General features: G+C 65.2%; 18 protein-coding genes. 2 read left to right on the plus strand and 16 right to left on the minus strand.

The window, feature by feature from the left end:
* Positions 1-15: 15 nt before the first annotated feature.
* The 7 genes from RFM98_RS24250 to RFM98_RS24280 all read right to left on the minus strand — a co-directional run bounded on the left by RFM98_RS24250 (position 16) and on the right by RFM98_RS24280 (position 7,154).
* Entirely contained in the window at positions 16-1,467 is a 1,452-nt protein-coding gene (locus RFM98_RS24250; protein ID WP_320311166.1) for a hydrogenase 4 subunit F, read from the minus strand.
* Positions 1,464-2,126: a hydrogenase-4 component E gene (locus tag RFM98_RS24255; RefSeq protein ID WP_095819077.1), complete on the minus strand. Its 663-nt coding sequence runs from the start codon at positions 2,124-2,126 to the stop codon at positions 1,464-1,466. Before RFM98_RS24255 ends, RFM98_RS24250 begins: the two co-directional genes overlap by 4 nt.
* Complete coding sequence (locus RFM98_RS24260) at positions 2,126-3,082, minus strand: respiratory chain complex I subunit 1 family protein (RefSeq protein WP_320311167.1); 957 nt, start codon at positions 3,080-3,082, stop codon at positions 2,126-2,128. Before RFM98_RS24260 ends, RFM98_RS24255 begins: the two co-directional genes overlap by 1 nt.
* Positions 3,073-5,088, minus strand: a complete 2,016-nt coding sequence (hyfB, locus tag RFM98_RS24265; protein ID WP_320311168.1) for a hydrogenase 4 subunit B — start codon at positions 5,086-5,088, stop codon at positions 3,073-3,075. Before hyfB ends, RFM98_RS24260 begins: the two co-directional genes overlap by 10 nt.
* A complete protein-coding gene (locus RFM98_RS24270) occupies positions 5,085-5,396 on the minus strand; it encodes a helix-turn-helix domain-containing protein (protein ID WP_320217464.1) in 312 nt (103 codons plus the stop codon). The genes hyfB and RFM98_RS24270 overlap by 4 nt, the downstream gene beginning before the upstream one ends.
* Before the next feature lie 501 nt (positions 5,397-5,897).
* Positions 5,898-6,785, minus strand: a complete 888-nt coding sequence (locus tag RFM98_RS24275) for a sigma factor (protein ID WP_320311169.1) — start codon at positions 6,783-6,785, stop codon at positions 5,898-5,900.
* Between the two features lie 48 nt (positions 6,786-6,833).
* Complete coding sequence (locus RFM98_RS24280) at positions 6,834-7,154, minus strand: hypothetical protein (protein WP_320311170.1); 321 nt, start codon at positions 7,152-7,154, stop codon at positions 6,834-6,836.
* 144 nt (positions 7,155-7,298) lie between these two features.
* On the opposite strand from RFM98_RS24280, the gene RFM98_RS24285 reads away from it, so the two are divergent.
* Positions 7,299-7,664: a VOC family protein gene (locus tag RFM98_RS24285; protein WP_320311171.1), complete on the plus strand. Its 366-nt coding sequence runs from the start codon at positions 7,299-7,301 to the stop codon at positions 7,662-7,664.
* Between the two features lie 32 nt (positions 7,665-7,696).
* Here the strand turns inward: RFM98_RS24285 and RFM98_RS24290 are convergent, their stop codons facing one another.
* The 5 genes from RFM98_RS24290 to RFM98_RS24310 form a co-directional block, all read right to left on the minus strand.
* Positions 7,697-9,352 carry an FAD-binding dehydrogenase gene (locus tag RFM98_RS24290; RefSeq protein ID WP_320311172.1) on the minus strand — a complete coding sequence of 552 codons (1,656 nt, stop codon included), beginning with the start codon at positions 9,350-9,352 and terminating at the stop codon, positions 7,697-7,699.
* Positions 9,353-9,388: 36 nt separating this feature from the next.
* Entirely contained in the window at positions 9,389-10,375 is a 987-nt protein-coding gene (locus RFM98_RS24295; protein WP_320311173.1) for a Gfo/Idh/MocA family protein, read from the minus strand.
* 268 nt (positions 10,376-10,643) lie between these two features.
* Positions 10,644-11,219 carry a YceI family protein gene (locus RFM98_RS24300; protein ID WP_320311174.1) on the minus strand — a complete coding sequence of 192 codons (576 nt, stop codon included), beginning with the start codon at positions 11,217-11,219 and terminating at the stop codon, positions 10,644-10,646.
* 68 nt (positions 11,220-11,287) lie between these two features.
* Positions 11,288-11,860, minus strand: a complete 573-nt coding sequence (locus RFM98_RS24305; RefSeq protein WP_320311267.1) for a cytochrome b — start codon at positions 11,858-11,860, stop codon at positions 11,288-11,290.
* Between the two features lie 164 nt (positions 11,861-12,024).
* Complete coding sequence (locus RFM98_RS24310; RefSeq protein WP_320311175.1) at positions 12,025-12,915, minus strand: LysR family transcriptional regulator; 891 nt, start codon at positions 12,913-12,915, stop codon at positions 12,025-12,027.
* Between the two features lie 98 nt (positions 12,916-13,013).
* Between RFM98_RS24310 and RFM98_RS24315 the strand changes: the two genes are divergently transcribed.
* Entirely contained in the window at positions 13,014-14,009 is a 996-nt protein-coding gene (locus RFM98_RS24315; RefSeq protein WP_320311176.1) for an aldo/keto reductase, read from the plus strand.
* Between the two features lie 229 nt (positions 14,010-14,238).
* On the opposite strand, the gene RFM98_RS24320 is transcribed toward RFM98_RS24315, so the two are convergent.
* Genes RFM98_RS24320 through pheS form a run of 4 tightly spaced genes read right to left on the minus strand, consistent with a single transcriptional unit; the run spans position 14,239 to position 18,772 of the window.
* Positions 14,239-14,841: a nucleotidyltransferase family protein gene (locus tag RFM98_RS24320; RefSeq protein WP_320311177.1), complete on the minus strand. Its 603-nt coding sequence runs from the start codon at positions 14,839-14,841 to the stop codon at positions 14,239-14,241.
* Positions 14,842-14,880: 39 nt separating this feature from the next.
* On the minus strand, positions 14,881-17,289 hold the full coding sequence (gene pheT, locus RFM98_RS24325) for a phenylalanine--tRNA ligase subunit beta (RefSeq protein ID WP_320311178.1): 2,409 nt from the start codon (positions 17,287-17,289) through the stop codon (positions 14,881-14,883).
* Complete coding sequence (locus RFM98_RS24330; protein ID WP_320311179.1) at positions 17,286-17,723, minus strand: GFA family protein; 438 nt, start codon at positions 17,721-17,723, stop codon at positions 17,286-17,288. The genes pheT and RFM98_RS24330 overlap by 4 nt, the downstream gene beginning before the upstream one ends.
* Complete coding sequence (pheS, locus tag RFM98_RS24335) at positions 17,720-18,772, minus strand: phenylalanine--tRNA ligase subunit alpha (RefSeq protein WP_320311268.1); 1,053 nt, start codon at positions 18,770-18,772, stop codon at positions 17,720-17,722. Before pheS ends, RFM98_RS24330 begins: the two co-directional genes overlap by 4 nt.
* Positions 18,773-18,848 lie beyond the last annotated feature (76 nt).

Below are 18,848 nucleotides of genomic sequence, written 5' to 3' on the forward strand. Positions count from 1 at the left end.
TCCTGATCATGCGTCTCACCCCAGTATACCGGCGACATGCTGGAACCATGCGACCAGCGGCGCCGGCAGATAGATGCCGGCGGCAAACACCAAGGCGAGGTGCGAATACATCGGCACGTAGGAAGCCTCGACCGGCGCCATGCCGCCGCGCGGCTCGCCGAAGGCGACGCCGGTCAGCCGCAGCAACAGCGCCCCGAAGGCGATAAGCAACCCGAACACCAGCGGGATCGCCAGCCACGGATGCCTGGCGAAGGTCGAGCTGACGACCAGGAATTCGCTCATGAAGATGCCGAGCGGCGGCAGGCCGGCGATTGCCACGACACCGATGACGAGCGCCCAGCCAAGCCCCGGATGGCTTTCGGTCAGCCCCTTGATCTCGGAAATCTTCTGCGTGCCCTTGACCTGCGCGATATGGCCGACGGCGAAGAAGATCGCCGACTTGGTCAGGCTGTGCATGACCATGTGCAGCAGGCCGGCGAAGTTGGCGAGCGGGCCGCCCATGCCGAAGGCAAAGACGATGATGCCCATATGTTCGATCGACGAATAGGCGAACAGGCGTTTGATGTCGCGGCGGCGGTAGAGCATGAAGGCCGCGAAGATGAGCGAGGTCAGTCCCATCGTGACCATCAGCGGCCCGGGGCCGATCGCCTGCGGGTTTGCCGCGAGCAAAAGCTTGAAGCGCAGCACGGCGTAGAGCGCGACGTTGAGCAGCAGGCCCGACAGCACCGCCGAGATCGGTGTCGGGCCCTCCGCATGCGCATCGGGCAGCCAGGCATGCAGGGGCGCGAGCCCGACCTTGGTTCCGTAGCCGAGCAGCAGGAAGATGAAGGCGACGCTGAGCAGGGCCGGATCGAAATGCGCCGCCTTTTCGATCAGCACCGACCAGACCATGGCGTTGGTGCCTTCGCCGACGACCGGCTGCGCGGCCATGTAGACGAGGATGGTGCCGAACAGCGCGAGGGCGATGCCGACGCTGCCGAGGATGAAATACTTCCACGCCGCCTCCAGCGCCTCATGCGTGCGGTAGATGCCGACCATCAGCACGGTGGTCAGCGTGGCGAGCTCCACCGCGACCCACATAAGGCCGATATTGTTCGACACGAAGGCGAGGTTCATGCCGAACATCATGATCTGGTACATCGCGTGGTAGAACCGCAGGTTCGGCGCGGTCAGCCGCCCTGTTTCCAGCTCATGCGCGATATAGGACGCGCTGAACACGCTGGTGGTGAAGCCGACGAATGTGTTGAGCACGATGAAGACGATGTTGAGGTCGTCGACCAGGAGATATTGTCCCGGCGCCGGCCGCTCCGTGAGGAACAGCGACAGCGCCGCGAGCAGAGTGAGCAGGCTGGCCGCGACGTTGACAAGCGCCGTCATGCGGTAGTTGGGCAATGCCGCCAGGACAGCCGCGGCGCCCGCTGGAACAAAAAGGATCGCGGCCACGGCATCGAAGGAAAACCCGGTCACCGGCGTTCTCCCCGGTAGTCGTCGAGCGCGCCGATATCGACCGAATCGAACCGTTCCCGGATGCGGAACAGGAAGACGCCGATGACGATAAAGGCGATCAGGATCGAGAAGGCGACGCTGATCTCGACGACAAGCGGCATGCCCTTGGCGCCGGTGGCGGCCAGCACCAGGCCGTTCTCCAGCGACATGAAGCCGACGACCTGGCTGACGGCGTTGCGCCTTGTGACCATCACCAGCAGCCCCAGCAATATGATCGACAGCGCGAAGGCCAGATCTTCGCGCGCGAGCGGGTCGGCCTCGGGCGTCACCCGAAGCATCAGCACCATGGAGAGCGTCACCAGCCCGATGCCCGCAAGCATGGTCGGGCCGATGCCGACGGCGGTCTCGATGTCGCGGTGGATGCCGAGCCGCTGGATGATGCGATGCAGCCCGACGGGAATGACGATCGCCTTGAAGACCAGCGCTATTGCCGCGGTGATGTAGAGATGATGCGCATCCTGGATATAGGCCTGCCAGGCCACCGAGAGCGCAAGCACGACCGCATGCAGCGCAAAGACGTTGATCAGCGCGAACAGCCGGTCTTGGTAGAGCATCATGAAGGAGATCAGCACCAGGCTGCCGGCGAGCAGATGGGCGATGTCGAAGGTGAGACCGTTCATCACAGGCTCCGCGAGACGAACAGCAAAAGCGTGCCGAGCAGCGCCAGCATCAGCGCCGCGCCCAGGAAGTCCGGCACGCGGAAGACACGCATCTTGGCGACGGCCGTCTCGAACACGGCAAGCAGGATGGCAAGCACAGCCAGCTTGCCCAGATAGGCGGCGGCGCCGATGGCCAGCGATTTCGGCCCCGTGCCCGCGCTTTCCAGCCCCCAGGGCAGGAAAACGCAGGAGATCAGCGACATGTAGAGCAGGAGCTTGAGGAAGGTGGCGAGCTCGATCATCGCCAGATGACGGCCGGAATATTCCAGGATCATCGCCTCATGCACCATGGTGAGCTCCAGATGCGTGGCCGGATTGTCGACCGGAATGCGCGCATTCTCGGCGATCGCCACCATCACCAGGGCGATCAGCGACATGCCGAGCGACACCCGCAGCCCGACCTGCGGCGAGCCCATGAAGGCGGCGACCGTCGAAAGCTGCGTGGCGCCGGCGACGAGCGCCAGGCTGAAGACGATGAGCAGCATCGCCGGCTCGGCCAGCGATGCGATCATCACTTCGCGGCTGGCGCCGATGCCGCCGAAGCTGGTGCCGACATCCATTCCGGCCAGCGCCTGGAAGAAGCGCGCGCTGCCGAGCAGCGCCACGATGACGATGAGATCGGCGGCCCAGCTGAATTCGAGGCCGGTGGCGAATGTCGGAACGAGCGCCGCCGCGACCCATGTGGCGGCGAAGATCAGGTAGGGCGTCACGCGGAACAGCCAGGACGCATTGTCCGCCAGCACGACCTCCTTGCGCATCAGCCTGACGAGATCGCGATAGGGCTGGATCACCGGGGGCCCCTGCCGCCTGACGAGCCTTGCCTTCATCTTGCGCACGAAGCCGATCAAAAGCGGCGCCAGCAGAAGCACGACCAGCATCTGCGCGCCCTGCACGGCCAGCTCGAAGATCACGGCCATAGCGCAAGCACCAGAAGCAGGATGACGAGGTAGAGGAAGACCAGCGTCAGGTAGCGGCGGATGGTCAGGAACTGCAGGTGGTTCAGCCGCTCGGTGGCGAAATCGATCGCACCGGCGATCGGCTGGTAGAACGTCTCCCAGGCCACGTCGTGCATGTCTACCTTGAGGCGCGCCGGATCGAGGGCGCCCGGCGCCGGCATTTCCACCGTCTCGCGGGCGCGGAACGCGAAGCCGCCGAAGACGCGGCGAATGGGCTGCGCGAAGCTGACGGCTGTGTATTGCGCGGCCGGCACCGCGTCCGCGAAGCCGCACCCCCATGCAATGCCCCGGCGCACGGCATGCGAGGCGAAGCGGTGAATGAAGAAGGCGGCGAGCGACGCCGAGATGGTGATGAAGCCGAACACCAAGAGGCCGTTATAGGAGCTGCGGCTCTCGGCGATCGGCACGATCGACAGCCAGGGCTCGGCCATCTGAACCGGCATGCGGTCGCCGATGAGCGAAAGCGTCACCGGCGACAGGCCGTCGATGACGAGGCCGGGCAGAATGCCGGCCAGCAGGCAGAAGGCGGCAAGCACGGCCATCGCCGCCAGCGACCAGCGGTCGACCTCGTGTGCCCGCTCCACCGCCGCCGACCGCGCCCGGCCAAGGAAGGTGATGCCGAATGCCTTGACGAAGCAGGCTGCGGCCAGCGCAGCCGACAGCGCCAGCATGCCGCCAACCGCGGGCACGATGACCTTCAGCCCCCATTGCGGCAGCTCCGGGCTCCGCAAGATGGCCTGGAAGACCAGCCATTCGGAGGCGAAGCCGTTGAAGGGCGGCAGCGCCGAGATCGAGACGCAGCCGATGAGGAAGACGAAGCTGGTCACCGGCAGTCGATGGATGAGGCCGCCGAGCTTTTCCATGTCGCGTTCGCCGGTTGCCGAGAGCACGGCGCCGGCGCCGAAGAACAGCAGGCTCTTGAAGAAGGAATGGTTCAGCACGTGGAAGAGCGCCGCGGTGAAGGCCAGCGCCGCCGCCGACGGCATGCCGTTCGCCTTGAAGGCCAGTGCAAGGCCGAGGCTGGCAAAGATGACGCCGATATTCTCGATGGTCGAATAGGCAAGCAGCCGTTTGAGGTCCCTTTCCATCATCGCGTGGAGGATGCCCAGGACTGCCGTCACGCCGCCGATGAGAAGCACAGCTATGCCCGACCACCATGCCGGCTCGCCAAGCAGGTCGAACACCACGCGGATGAAGCCGTAGATGGCGACCTTCGTCATGATGCCGCTCATCAGCGCCGAGACGTGGCTGGGTGCCGCCGGGTGGGCAAGCGGCAGCCAGGCATGCAACGGCACGAGGCCGGCCTTGGAGCCGGCGCCAAGCAGCATGAGGACCAGCACCGCGCCGGCGGCGAACCGGTCGGGATGCGCCGTCCGCATCGCGTCGAACGCATAGGTTCCCGCCGGCCCCGCCAGCAGGCCGAAGGCAAGCAGCAGCGCCATCGTGCCGAAGCTTGCCATCACCAGGTAGATGGTGCCGGCCCGCCGGTTGGCCTCGTCGCGATGATGCGCCATGACCAGCGCCCAGGAGGCGAGCGACATGAACTCCCAGGACAGCAGGAAGCTGAAGGCGTCGTTGGCCAGCACGACGAGGTTCATGCCGGCGAGGAACGCCGGATAGAACGGCAGCACGCGATGCGGCGCGGATTCGTGCCGGCCATAGCCGAGGCCGTAAAGGCTGGTGATGGCGCCGCCCAGGTTGACGACGACGAGAAAGAACGCCGACAGGCCGTCGAGGCGGAACCGGGCGCCGGTCCAGGGCAGGCCGAGCGGCAAGGTGGCGGACATCTCGCCGGAGTTGCCGGCGAGATGGCAGGCAGCGATCACGAGCAGGACGGCCGAAATGACAAACGCAGCGCCATAGACCAGACGCGTCGCGGCGGCGAGCCGGCTGACGGCCGCGGCCAGGATGGCTGTTGCCAGGAGCGCGGCGGGGCCGCACAGCAGAAGGGCGACGGTCGAACTCACGGCAGGCTCCCGCCGGGCTCGGTATCGTCGCCATCGGTTTCGGACGCCTTGGCGGTGGCGAAACCGGCCTTCAGCCGCACGCCGCGCCCGCCGCCCTGGCTGGCCGCGCCTTCGCCGATCAGTTCGATGCCGGCCGCCTCAAGCGCCGCGATCAGCTTCATCAGCGAATCGACATTGCCCCGGATGATCGAGCCGCTGGCTTCCATGCGCTGGATCGTCGGCACCGACAGGCCGGACAATTCGGCAAGCCGGCGTTGATCGATGCCGAGCAGCGATCTTGCTGCGCGCAATTGCGGTGCGGTTATCACCGACGACTCTCTGACTCAGTTCCAAAATGTGAGGTCTCGGTGCTGTAGCCTACATTAAAAGGTTCTATCGTCAAGTATTGATGTTTTAAACATCGATGTTGATGGTAATCCACCGGCGGACGTTCATGAGGCCAGGGCCGCTTCCTTCCTGTCGCCCATGGTGCAAGATTTTTCCGTTCATTTCCGTGAATCAGCGCAAACGCCGAGGGATTGGTTGAAGCCGCCCCAACGTCGTCATTCTATGGCGGAGCAAGGAGCGAAGCGACGCGCGCAGACCATAGAATCCATTCCGTGACGTCGAAGCGTTGCTGCGGTGCAGAATTTTGCACCGTTGCACTCCTTGGCGAAGGTAACGGCATGGATTCTAGGGTCTTCGCGACGGAGCTTCGCTCCTGCTCCGCCCTAGAATGACGATCGCGATGGACGTTTCGGCCAATCTCCAAGGCACCCCACCTGCCAACGCAAACAGCGCCGACCGATCAAAATCCCTATGCTGGGGAACTAGCCGTCGATAGCGCGGATATCCGCCTCCGCGGCACAATAAGGCGCATAGCGGAAATCGCGTATCGCCGTGACCTCGTCGCCGCGCCAGTCGATCAGCATGAAGCCGCGCACCGCATCGGCCGCTTGCGGGTTGCGGATCAGGATCGCCGGCCGTCCCTCGACAAAGCCGAGCGACAGCGCCCAGTCGTCGACACGGTCGTAATTGCCGAAATAGGTCGAGGCTTCCTTCTTGCCGCGCAAACGGGCGCGGTTGATGACGTCGACTTGGATATCCTCGGCGATCAACGCCCTGACGCCATCGAAGTCGCGGGCGTTGAACAGGTCGATATAGCGGCGCAGTTGCCGCTCTTCCTTCGGATCGAGCTTCGGCATGGTCATGTCGTCCGGCGCCGTCGCCAATGCCTTCAACTCCGCCCGGCCGCGATGCAGCGCCGCCTTGGTGGCTGCAAGCGTCGCGCCCGTCACCGCGCAGGTCTCGAACAGGCTGAGACCGAGCACGTCGACCAGGATGACGGCGCTGCGCTGCGCCAACGTCAAGCGCATGAAGCCGCGCAGGCTCGTCGCCGCCCCCAGTCTCGCCTCCGCGTTGGCGGAGAGGTCCTCAACTGTTGTCATGTCGGCCTCGGTGATGCGGGAACGCTCCCGCTGGCGACGGCGCAGATGATCCTGCGCTGCGTTGTGGGCGATGCGAAACAGCCACTGTTCGGGGCGTTCGACGAGGGCACCGTCATCATGCGCGGCAAGCGCCTTCACCGCCGCCTCCTGCACGATGTCCTCGCCCTCGATCGCCGAGCCGGCCATGCGCGCCGCATAGCGGTGCAGTTTCGGGCGCAGGCCGACGAGCATGGCTTCAAGTTCCGCGCGGCCGAATTTCGCTGTGCTCATCGTTCCTGTTCTCTTGATCGCCGGCTCGTGAGCCAGACCGCGTTCGGGTCAGGCTGGCACGGCTTCGTCGGCCTTGGCCAGCATACGATAATTGCCGACGATCTTCGCCGGCGACCTGGCAAGCGGTGTCGAGCGCCGTTCGGCATGATTGGCGCCGAAGGCCTTGAAAGCGTCGAGTTCGGTGAGCGCCGAGCTATCCTTGTCGTAGCCGACAAGATGGACGAATTCGCCGCTCTCCAGTTCGAGCACCAGATAGCGCACGGATTGAGGCTGCGTTTCATCCAGCGCCTCGAACACTTTCGCCACCAGTGCCCGGTTCTCGGTGATGGCGGCATCCTTCACGCCGTAGCGGATGAGGTTGTAGGTCATGGTCGTCTCCTTTGATGGGCTTGCGAAGGAAAGACGTTTTGGTCCGGCAAAAAGATTCTCGTCGACCCGCGAATCTTTTTGCCTGCCTCCGTCGTCTTTTACGCGTCGAGGCCGCATCGGCCTCCGCGATGAGGAGAGACATCCATGCATATCCAGTTTGCCGAGCTGCCGGTATCCGACCAGGACCGCGCCAAGGCGTTCTACACCGACAACCTTGCCTGCCAGGTCATTGCCGACCAGCCCATGGGCGATAGCGGCTGGCGCTGGGTCGAGCTGGCCTTCCCCCACGCGGTCACCAACCTGCATTTCATCAGCCGCGCCGATACGTTGCCGAGCGCCGATCCGGTGCTGGTCCTGATCGACGATGACGTCGAGGCGAGGGTCGGCTCGCTCAGGGCCAAGGGCGTCGAGATCGTCACCGAGCCGCAGGAAGCGCCATGGCAGCCGGGCCGCACCGTCGCCGAATTCCGCGACAGCGAAGGCAACCGCATGGTGCTGGCCAGCCGGTAGGCCGGCATGTCTCGCGGTCGCCGGCCATGCGGTCAGGCGACCGCCTTGGCGGCCGCCCGCCCGGCGCTGCGGCCCGAAAAAATACAGCCGCCGAGGAAGGTGCCTTCCAGCGCCGCATAGCCATGCACGCCGCCGCCGCCGAAGCCGGCCACCTCGCCGACCGCGTAGAGTCCCGGCACCGGTTGCCCCTCGGCATCGAGCACACGGCTGTCCAGGTCCGTCTCGAGGCCGCCCAGCGTCTTGCGGGTCAGGATGTTGAGGCGCACCGCAATCAGCGGGCCGTTCTGCGGATCGAGCATCTTGTGCGGCTTTGCCGTGCGGATCAGCCTGTCGCCGAGATAGGCGCGCGCGCCACGCAGCGCGGTGATTTGCGCATCCTTGGAGAACGGGTTGTCGAGCTGCCTATCGCGGGCACGGAGCTCGCGCTCGACCTGCGCCACCTCCAGCAGCGGCTCGCCGCCGGCCAGCGCATTCATCCGCGCCACCAGCTTCGAAAGGTCCGCCTCGACGATGAAATCCTCGCCTTTTTCCATGAAGGCTTTCACCGGACCCGGGATGCCGCTCGTCGCGCGTCCGAGCACCTGCCGCCAGCTTTTGCCGGTGAGGTCAGGATTCTGTTCAGAGCCCGACAGCGCGAACTCCTTCTGGATGATCTTCCTGGTCAGGATGAACCACGAATAGTCGAAGCCGGTGCTCATGATGTGGCTGAGCGTGGCTAACGTGTCGAAGCCCGGATAGAGCGGCGCCGGCAGCCGCTTGCCGCGCGCGTCGAGCCAGAGCGAGGAGGGGCCGGGCAGGATGCGGATCGCATGCTCGGTCCAGATCGGCGCCCAGTTCTTGATGCCCTCGACATAGTGCCACATGCGGTCGCGGTTGATGATCCTCCCGCCGGCCGCTTCGCTGATCGCCAGCATGCGGCCGTCGACATGGTCGGGCACGCCGGTGATCATGCGCTTAGGCGGCGCGCCGAGGCGCTGCGGCCAATTCCTGCGCACCAGCTCATGGTTGCCGCCGATGCCGCCCGAAGCGACGATCACCGCTTGCGCATGGAGCTCGAAGTCTCCGGTCACGTGACGCGCGCTCTTGTGGCCGCGCTCGACGCTGCTCGGCTCCAGCACATCGCCGCGCACGCCGGTGACGGTGTCGCCGGTGCGGACGATCTCGTTGACCCGGTGGCGGAACCTGAACTGGACCAGCCCGCGCTTTTGCGCCGCGCGCACGCGCTGCACGAACGGTTCGAGCACACCGGGACCGGTGCCCCAGGTGATATGGAAACGCGGCACCGAATTGCCGTGACCATAAGCATTGCCGCCGCCGCGCTCGGCCCAGCCGACGACGGGGAAGAATTTCATGCCCCTCTCGATCAGCCAGGAGCGTTTCTCGCCGGCGGCGAAGCCGACATAGGCCTCAGCCCATTTGCGCGGCCAGAAATCTTCCGGACGGTCGAAGGCGGCGGTGCCCATCCAGTCCTCGAGTGCGAGGTCGTGGGAATCGCGGATGCGCATGCGCCGCTGCTCCGGCGAATCGACCAGGAAAAGCCCGCCGAACGACCAGAAGGCCTGGCCGCCCAGCGACTGTTCCGGTTCCTGGTCGACGATGATGATTTTCTTGCCGGCGTCAGCCAGTTCGGCAGCGGCGACGAGGCCCGCCAGCCCCGCGCCGACAATGATAGCATCCGCGTCAGCCACGTTTCCCTCCCCTAAAAACGGCCGTTGGCGAATTTCTTAGACGGCTTCCCAACCGTCCTTTTCGCCGGCGCGGAAGATGGCGTCGATGACCTTCTGGTTGAGCACCGATTCTTCCAGCGTGAAGACGCGGTCCTTGCCGCCCTGGGCGGCGCGCACGAAGGCTTCGCATTCGAGCCGGTATTGCTGCGTGCCGGGGAAGCGGAACACCTGCGCCTCGGTGTGGTTCTGGTTGTGCAGCTCGATGCGGTGGTGGTCGTAGAGCCCGGCATTGAACGGGGCGAAGACCTCGATGAAACCCTTCTCGCCGTGGAACACCATCACCTGGCGGGCCGCCATCTGCGTCGACAGGTAGAAGGACAATTCGAAGTCGCCGAAATCGGCGCGGATCGAGGAATAGATGTCGGTGCCGAAAGTCTTGTCGCGCTCGATCGTCGCCTGCACGCGCAGAGGCTCCTTGCCGGTCGAAAAGCGCGTCGACACCGTCGGATAGACGCCGATGTCGGGCAACGCGCCGCCGCCGAGGTCGAGCTGGTTGCGCATGTTCCTGGGATCGACATTGTAATAGGAGAACGCGCCCTGCACGTGGCGCAGCCGGCCGATGGCGCCGCCGGCGATGAGGTCGCGCACCTTGATCCATTGCGGGTGGTAGACGACCATGAAGGCCTCGCAGACGAGCACCTTCTTGGCGTCGCGCAGCTTGATCAGCGGCGGGATGTCCTTGGCGTCGAGCGCCAGAGGCTTCTCGACCAGCACGTGCTTGCCGGCTTCAATCGCCTTCGCCGTCCATTCGACATGCTGGGAGGTCGGCAGCGGGATGTAGACGCCGTCGACCTCCTTGGAGGCAAGCAGTTCCTCATAGGAGCCGAAGGCATGGCGGGCGCCGAAACGCTCGCCCAATGCCTTGGCCTTCGACAGGTCGCGGCTGGCGATCGCCGACAGAACGCCGTTCTCCGAATCCACGATTGCCGGCAAAAGCTGCTCGCGGCCGATCTTGGCCGTCGACAGAACACCCCATCGGAACATCACGCTTCTCCATGTCGGTTTACAGGCGACGAGGTTTGCCCCAATTCTGGAGAAAAGCCAATCGCAGACGCGGGTCACAAAGCGCCTCGTCATCCTCGGGCTTGACCCGGGGATCCATTCCGTGACCTATGACGTAAAGTGCAACGGCGCAGAATTCTGTAACCGTTGCAACGCCTTAGCGTTACGGCATGGATCCTAGGGTGCGCGCGCGTCAATTCGCTCCTTGCTCCGCCCTAGGATGACGAAGCCGAGGAGGCGCGACTTAGAACTACCCCCTTCTCCCCATCAGCGTCATGTCGAAATCGACGACATTGGAATAAAGCGGCGTGCCGACATCCATGCCGTAGCGCGACCTCAGCACCTTGCCGGTGACGTGGAACTTGATGGTCCCGCCCTTCAATCCGCCGAGTTCGGCCGTGAATTTTTCCGGAAATGTCTTGCCGCGGGCCGTCAGCCGGCCGGTGACGAGCGCCGTCGTGTCGCCGGTGCGGGTCACGCTGGTCGAGCGGAACTGGATCTCCGGATTGTTGGCGGCGTCGAACACCGCGTCGGAGCGCAGGAAGGCGTCGATGCGGCCCTGGCCCGTGCCGACGCTTTCCGGATAGATGGTGAGCTCGACCTTGGAGCGGCCGACATCGCCATTGTCGATGCGGATCGTGCCCTTGAAGCGGCCGAAGGCGCCGTCGAAACCGCCGCCGCCGGCCTTGCCGATGGTGAAGCGGATCGAGGAGCCCGATGGGCTGATCGTATAGCTGCCCGCGGCGTCGCTGAGCGCCACCGCCGCCACTGCGGGCATGGCAAGGCAAGCGGCAAAAGCCGCCAATCCAAAGATGCGCGCGTTCATGAGATTTGTTCCTTCCGCGGATACGCATTTTCTGCGTTCTCGACCCACCAACGAATGATGGAGCGGTTCTATTCCCCGCCTGACGAAGGCGTGATCATACGCGTGAGCACATTGTCGCGCAGCAGGAAATGATGGCGGAAGGCGGCAGCTATATGCAGCGCCACCAGCGCGATGCCGGCATAGGCGAGATACCAATGCGCGGATGTCCAGAAGCTCTCCGCAGCGTCGGACTCGGCCAGCGGCAAATTGGGCATCACGAACAGGTTGAAGGGCATGCTCGGGATTTCCAGCGTCGACACCGAAACCAGCGCCCAGCCGGACAGTGGCAGCGCGATCTGGAAAGCGTAGAGCGCGAAATGCGCCAGCGGCGCTGCCTTGCGCTCCAATGTTCCAACAGAGCGCGGCAGTGGCGGCGCCGCGTTGCCGAGCCGCCAGGCGATCCGCAGGATGATCAGGCCGAGCAGCAGGAAGCCGAAGGATTTGTGCAGCTGGATCAGCTCGAAAGACGTCCGCTGGCTCGCCGTCCGCACCATGACGAAGCCGAGCACGAACTGGCCGATGAAGATGATCCCGATCAGCCAGTGGAGGACGATCATCGCCCAGCCATAGCGAGTTGGGGTGTTGGTGATGGCGAATTGCATGATCGGCAAACGCTATCGGGTTCAGCTTTCTTCCGAGGTGCCTAAGCCTGGTTCTACACACAACCTTCAGACGCCGCGCCGCCCCTCATTGCAGGCAGATGAGGGGCGGCGCCGACGCCTGATAATCTTTCCGACCAACGCCGAAGCATGATCGTATCACGCGCCTAACCACTCACCTTGAAGAAATCCACGAAAGCCCTGAGCGCCGGGCGCATCTGGCGGCGGCTGGGATAATAGACGAAGAAACCATCGAAGGCCGGGCACCAATCCTCCAGCACGCGGACCAGCCTTCCATCAGCGAGCGGCGCGCGGACATAAGGCTCGAAGACGAAGGCAAGCCCGGCGCCGTCGACCGCCGCCTGGGCGATCAGATGGTCCTCGTCGAGGATCAGCGGCCCTTGCGCGGCAATTTCGATCTCCTCGCCGTCCTTCTCGAATTCCCAGCGATAAAGGATGCCGCTGGAAAAACGGAAGCGGATGCAGCGATGGTCGGCCAGCTCGCGCGGATGGCGCGGCTTCGGCATCGCCTCGAAATAGGACGGCGCGCCGACGACGGCGCCGCGAAGATCGGGGCCGATGCGCACCGCGATCATGTCGCGCTGCAGGCTTTCGCCGAGCCGCACGCCGGCGTCGAAGCCGCCTTCGACCACGTCGGTGAAGCGGTCCTCGATGACGATCTCCAGCACGATGTCGGGATAGGCGGCGGCAAAGGCGCCGAGCCGTGGCGTCAGCGTCAGATGCACAGCCGTGCGCGGCACGGTCAGCCGCAGATTGCCGGCTGGTCGGTCGCGCGCCTCGACCGCTGTTTCCAGCGCCAGGTCGATCTCGGACAGCGCCGGCCGCAGCCGTTCGAGCAGCTGCGCGCCCTCCTCGGTCGGCGCGACACTGCGCGTGCTGCGCGCCAGGAGCCGCACGCCGAGCCGCGCCTCCAGGCTGGACACCGCATGGCTCACGGCCGAAGGCGCAATGCCGAGCTCGCGCGCAGCGCCACGAAAGCTGGCGCATTGGGCGACGGTGGCGAGCACCGCGAGCTGCGAGAGGTTGGTGCGGTCCATTGATCTACTTCTTAGAACAAGCCGTGCAAAAGAGCCATGATTATCGAACGGAGCTCCTGCCACTATCTCCTTCCCATCGCAACAAGGAGATGCGCGCCATGCAAACCCGCAAACTAGGCACTGAACTCGAAGTCTTCCCCGTCGGTCTCGGCTGCATGGGCATGAGCTTCGCCTATGGCGGCCAGCCGGAAGCCGAGGCAATCGCCACGCTGCGCCGCGCCGTCGAGATCGGCGTCACCTTCTTCGACACCGCCGAAGTCTACGGGCCGTTCGAGAACGAGATCCTGCTCGGCAAGGCGCTGAAGCCGGTGCGCGACCAGGTGACAATCGCCACCAAATTCGGCTTCAAGATTTTGGACGAAGGCACGGGCATCGAGCGCATGGCCGGCGTCGACAGTCGCCCCGAACATGTCAAGGCGGTGGCCGAAGCCTCGCTGAAGCGGTTGGATACCGAGGTTATCGACCTCTATTACCAGCACCGCGTCGACCCCAACGTGCCGATCGAGGACACCGTCGGCGCCATGGCCGAGCTGGTGCGCGAAGGCAAAGTCCGGGCGCTGGGCCTGTCGGAAGTGAGCGGCGCGACGCTGCGCCGGGCGCATGCGGTGCACCCGATCGCCGCCGTGCAAAGCGAATATTCGCTGTGGAGCCGCGATCCGGAGGACGAGGTCTTCGCCGTCTGCCGCGAGCTCGGCATCGGCTTCGTGCCCTACAGCCCGCTCGGCCGCGGCCTGCTCACCGGCACGCTCAGCAAGCCGGAGGTGCTCAGTGCCGGCGACTGGCGTCTCACCTTGCCGCGTTTCCAGGCCGAGGCGATGGAAGCCAACAACGCCGTCATCGCGATGCTGGAAAAGATGGCGGAGAAAAAGGGCGTGACACCGGCGCAGCTGGCACTCGCCTGGGTGCTGCACCAGGGCGACTTCATCGTGCCGATCCCCGGCGCAAGGATGATACGCCACCTGGAACAGAACACCGCGGCGGCTGGGATCGAACTGAGCGCGGCGGAAGTCGCTGCGATCGGCGACGCCCTATCGCCCGACAAGGTGGTCGGCAAGCGCTATACGGAGGAATTGCTGGCGCTGGTGAATGGGTGAGTGCGACGGAAGGGGGCGCTTCGGCGCCCTTTTGTTGAGACGTTAGCGCGAGGCACCCCCCTCTGGCCTGCCGGCCATCTCCCCCGCAAGGGGGGAGATCAGATGTCGCGCGGCTTTCGCTAATCACCAACGTTGAAAGGGAGATGCCGTCCACCCGGACAGCCAATCTCCCCCCTTGCGGGGGAGATGCCCGGCAGGGCAGAGGGGGGTGCTGTCCCGCCGGCCTCTCTCACCAAGCCACCACTTCAATCTCCGCCCAGCACTCCCGCGCCCTTCTTCCCTTCGCCTCATGCGTCCGCTGATTGTCCAGCGCCCGGTTCGGCGTGATGCGAAACGAAAAAATGTCGTCGAGCCCAAAGGGCGCCACCAACTCCAACTTCCCGCCGGCGGCGTACCGCACCCCCACCGCATGCGTCTTCGACGCAAAGTAACTCACCGACTCGCTCGCGCTCGCGTACTTCGGGCACTCCTGCCCGAACTTTGCCGGATACCACAGATGCACACGCGCCTGGTTGCGCACCTCGACCGGCAGCGGCAATCCTTCGAAATGTGTCGCAGCCCGGCGGATCACCGCATCCTCGGCCTCGTAGGAGAGGTCGGCATCGTCGAAATAAAACAGGTCGACATCCCTGATGCCGTAGCCAGGCGGCTTGCCGGTCAGATGGTTCCAGACGCTGTTGTAGAGCGCACCGGAAACCACCAGCCAATCCGGCAGCGCGAGTTGGCGCACACGCGCCAGCGTCTCGGCCAGCAGCGGATCGGCCGCGACGATGGCGAGGAAAGCCGCGCGTTGCTCCTCGAAGGGAAGGCCGGAATAGCGGAGATGGCGCATCGCCCTTTGGAGGGCGATTCGCCATCGCTCCGCAATGCCCTACGTTCTGAGCACGCCGCCCGTGTGCTTGTTGACGTTGTCGACGATGCGCTTGGCCAGCGCCTCGAAATCCTCGTCGGTCAGCGTCTTTTCGACCGGCTGGATCGAAACCTCGATAGCGATCGACTTCTTGGCGGCGCCCAGCGACGCGCCCTCGAAGACGTCGAACACCGAAACGCCGGTGACCAGCTTCTTGTCGGCGGCAAGTGCCGCCCGCATCAGCGTGCCGGCCTCGACCGATCTGTCGACGACGAAGGCGAAATCGCGCTTCACCGCCTGGAAGGGCGACAGCTCCAGCTTCGGCTTGGTGCGCGTCGGCTTGGCCTTCGGCTCCGGCACGGCATCGACGAAAATCTCGAAGCCGCAAATCGGACCTGACGCGTCGAGCCCGTCCAGCGTCTTCGGATGGAACTCGCCGAAGGTGCCGAGCACGGCCTTGGGTCCGAGCTTGATCGTGCCGGAACGCCCGGGGTGATACCAGGCCGGGCCGCCGGGCTCGATCTGCAGCCGGTCGACCGGCGCGCCGCAGGCTTCGAGTGCTGCGATCGCATCCGCCTTGGCGTCGAACACGCCGACCGGCCCGGCATTGCCGGCCCAGCTGCGGCCCGAGCCGTCGAGCTTGGCGGTGCCGCGCCTGACACCAGCGGCGACGCGCCGCTGCTGGTCGGCGGCGTCGCCTTCATAGGTGCCCGAAACCTCGAACAGCGCCACGTCGCCGATGCCCTTGTCGGCATTGCGCTGCGCGGCCGCGATCAGCCCGGGCAGCAGCGAAGGCCGCATGTCGGACATGTCGGCGGCGATCGGGTTGGCGAGCTTGAGCGCCGTCTGCCCGCCGCCGAACAGTTCGGCGTGTTTTGCCGGGATGAACGACCAGGTGACGGCCTCCATCATGCCGCGCACGGCAAGCGCCCGCTTGGCCGCGCGGGTGCGCACCTGCAGCGTGGTCAGGATCTTGCCGTTGACCGCGTCATGCGAGGTCAGCGGCTGCGCCAAGATATTGTCGACGCCATGGATGCGCATCACCTCTTCGACGAGGTCGGCCTTGCCGTCGACATCCGGCCGCCAGGACGGCACCTTCACCTTGACGACCTCGCCCGAGCCCTGCGGCTCGAAGCCGAGGCGGGTCAGGATGGCCAGCGCCTCGGCCTTCGGCACCTCGATGCCGGTCAGCCGCTTCACTTCGGAGAGCGGGAAGGAGACGACCTTCGGCTTGTGGCCGGCATAGCCCGCCACTTCGATTTCCGTCGGCGTGCCGCCGCAGAAATCGAGCACCAGCTTGGTCGCCAGCTCGATGCCCGGCACCATGAATTCGGGATCGACGCCGCGCTCGAAACGGTAGCGCGCATCGCTGATGATGCCGAGCGTGCGGCCGGTCCGCGCCGTGGCGATCGGATCCCAAAGCGCCGACTCGATCAGCACGTCGGTGGTGTTCTCGTCGCAGCCCGAATGCTCGCCGCCCATGATGCCGGCGATCGATTCCACACCGTCCTCGTCGGCGATCACGCACATTTCGGGCGTCAGCGTGTATTCGCGGCCGTCGAGCGCCAGCACCTTCTCGCCTTCGCGCGCCCGGCGCACGGTCAGATTGCCGGCGACCTTCTTCGCGTCGAACACGTGCAGCGGCCGGCCGCGGTCGAAGGTGACATAGTTGGTGATGTCGACCAACGCGCTGATCGGACGCAGGCCAATCGCGATCAGCCGCTGCTGCAGCCATTTCGGCGACGGACCGTTCTTGACACCCTTCACCAGCGTCAGCGCAAAGCCGGGGCAGAGCTCCGGCGCCTCGATCGTGACCTTGACCGGGCACAGCCCGTCGCCGGCATGCGGCATGATCCCGCCGCCGGTGAGGCGGCCGAGCCCGCTTGCCGCAAGGTCGCGCGCGATGCCGTAGACGCTGGTCGCGTCCGGGCGGTTCGGCGTCAAATTGATCTCGATGACCGGATCGTCGAGATGCGCGTAAGTCGCGAAGCTGGTGCCGACCGGCGCATCCTGCGGCAAATCGATGATGCCGTTATGCTCGTCGGAGATTTCCAGCTCGCGCTCGGAGCACATCATGCCATGGCTTTCGACACCGCGGATCTTGCCGACCGAAAGCGTCACGTCGATGCCCGGAATATAGGTGCCGGGCGCCGCGAAGGCGCCGATCAGGCCGGCGCGGGCATTCGGCGCGCCGCACACCACCTGCACCGGCGGCTTGCCGTCGCCGGTGTCGACAGTCAGCACCCGCAGCCGGTCGGCGTCGGGGTGCTGCACCGCCGTCAGTACTTTCGCGATGACGAAGGGCTTCAGGCCCGCCTTGTCGTCGACATGTTCGACTTCGAGGCCGATCGCGGTCAGCCGCTCGACGATCTCGGCTAGCGAGGCGTCGGTCTCGAGATGGTCCTTGAGCCAGGAGAGGGTGAATTTCATGACTGTGTTCCGTCGGATATTTGTTCTTCGGGCCGGGGTACGCTGGTCTTCAATTCGCGCGGCAGCGCGTCGGGCATGTGCAGGAAGGGCAGTTGCTCACGCACATGCGCATGCACGGTCGGCCTGAAATAGGCCGGCATGTCCATGGCGCCGAGCATGAAATAGATCTGGTTGTCGAGCCGCTTGTCGGCATAGGCGATCGGCGAGCCGCAAATGCCGCAGAACGAGCGCTCCACCGGACCGTTGCGGTAGCTTTTCAACGATTTGCCGTTGAGCGCGACCTGGTCGGCCATGAAGCCGACAAAGGCCGACACCGGCGCACCGCTGGCGCGCCGGCAATCGCCGCAATGGCAATAGCTGATGTGGTGCGGCTCGGCTGACGCCTCGAACCGCACGGCACCGCAACGACAGCCCCCGGTATGGGGAGCGGTCATGTCGACAGTCCTCCGAACAGCGTCGGCAGGTCGAGCGGCCTGAAACCGTAATGCGACAGCCAGCGCACGTCGGCATCGAAGAAGGCGCGCAGGTCCGGCATGCCGTATTTCAGCATGGCGATGCGGTCGATGCCCATGCCCCAGGCAAAGCCCTGATACTCGTCGGGGTCGAGCCCGCCGGCGCGCAGCACATTCGGGTGCACCATGCCGCAGCCCAGGATTTCCATCCAGTCCGAGCCTTCGCCGAAGCGCACTTCGCCGGGCCGCGAGCGGTCGCACTGGATGTCGACCTCGAGGCTGGGCTCGGTGAACGGGAAGAAGGACGGCCGGAAGCGCATCTTGACCGACGGCACCTCGAAGAAGGCCTTGCAGAACTCCTCCAGCACCCACTTCATGTTGGCGACATTGGCCGATTTGTCGACCACCAGCCCCTCGACCTGGTGGAACATCGGCGAGTGGGTGGCGTCCGAATCCTGCCGGTAGGTCTTGCCGGGGATGACGATGCGGATCGGCGGCTTCTGCTTCTCCATGGTGCGGATCTGCACGGGCGAGGTGTGCGTGCGCAACAGCTTGCGCTCGCCCTTCTCGTCCGGTTGGAAGAAGAAGGTGTCGTGCATCTCGCGCGCCGGATGGCCCTCGGGGAAATTCAGCGCCGTGAAATTGTAATAGTCGGTCTCGATATCCGGACCTTCGGCAATCGCGAAGCCGAGATCGCCGAAGATCGCCGCGATCTCGTCGATCACCTGGCTGATCGGATGGATGCGGCCGCGCTCCGCCGGCGACTGGCGCACCGGCAGCGTCACGTCGACCGTCTCGGCGGCGAGCCGAGCTGCGATCGCCACATCCTTCAGCTCCGCCTTGCGCGCGGTAAGCGCCTCGGTGACGCGGTTCTTCAGGCCGTTGATCGCCGGGCCCTTCACCTGGCGCTCCTCGGCGCTCATGGCGCCCAGCGTCTTCAGCATTTCGGAGACCGAACCCTTCTTGCCCAGCGCAGAGACGCGCACCGCCTCGATCGCGGCTTCGTCCGAGGCTGCCGCGATGTCGGCCATCAGGGAAGCTTCGAGGGTTTCAAGATTTCCAGCGGTGGCGTTCACGGCGAAGCTCTCTCGATTGGATGACTGGCAT

This window comes from Mesorhizobium australafricanum (assembly GCF_033977265.1).
Classification (GTDB): domain Bacteria; phylum Pseudomonadota; class Alphaproteobacteria; order Rhizobiales; family Rhizobiaceae; genus Mesorhizobium; species Mesorhizobium australafricanum.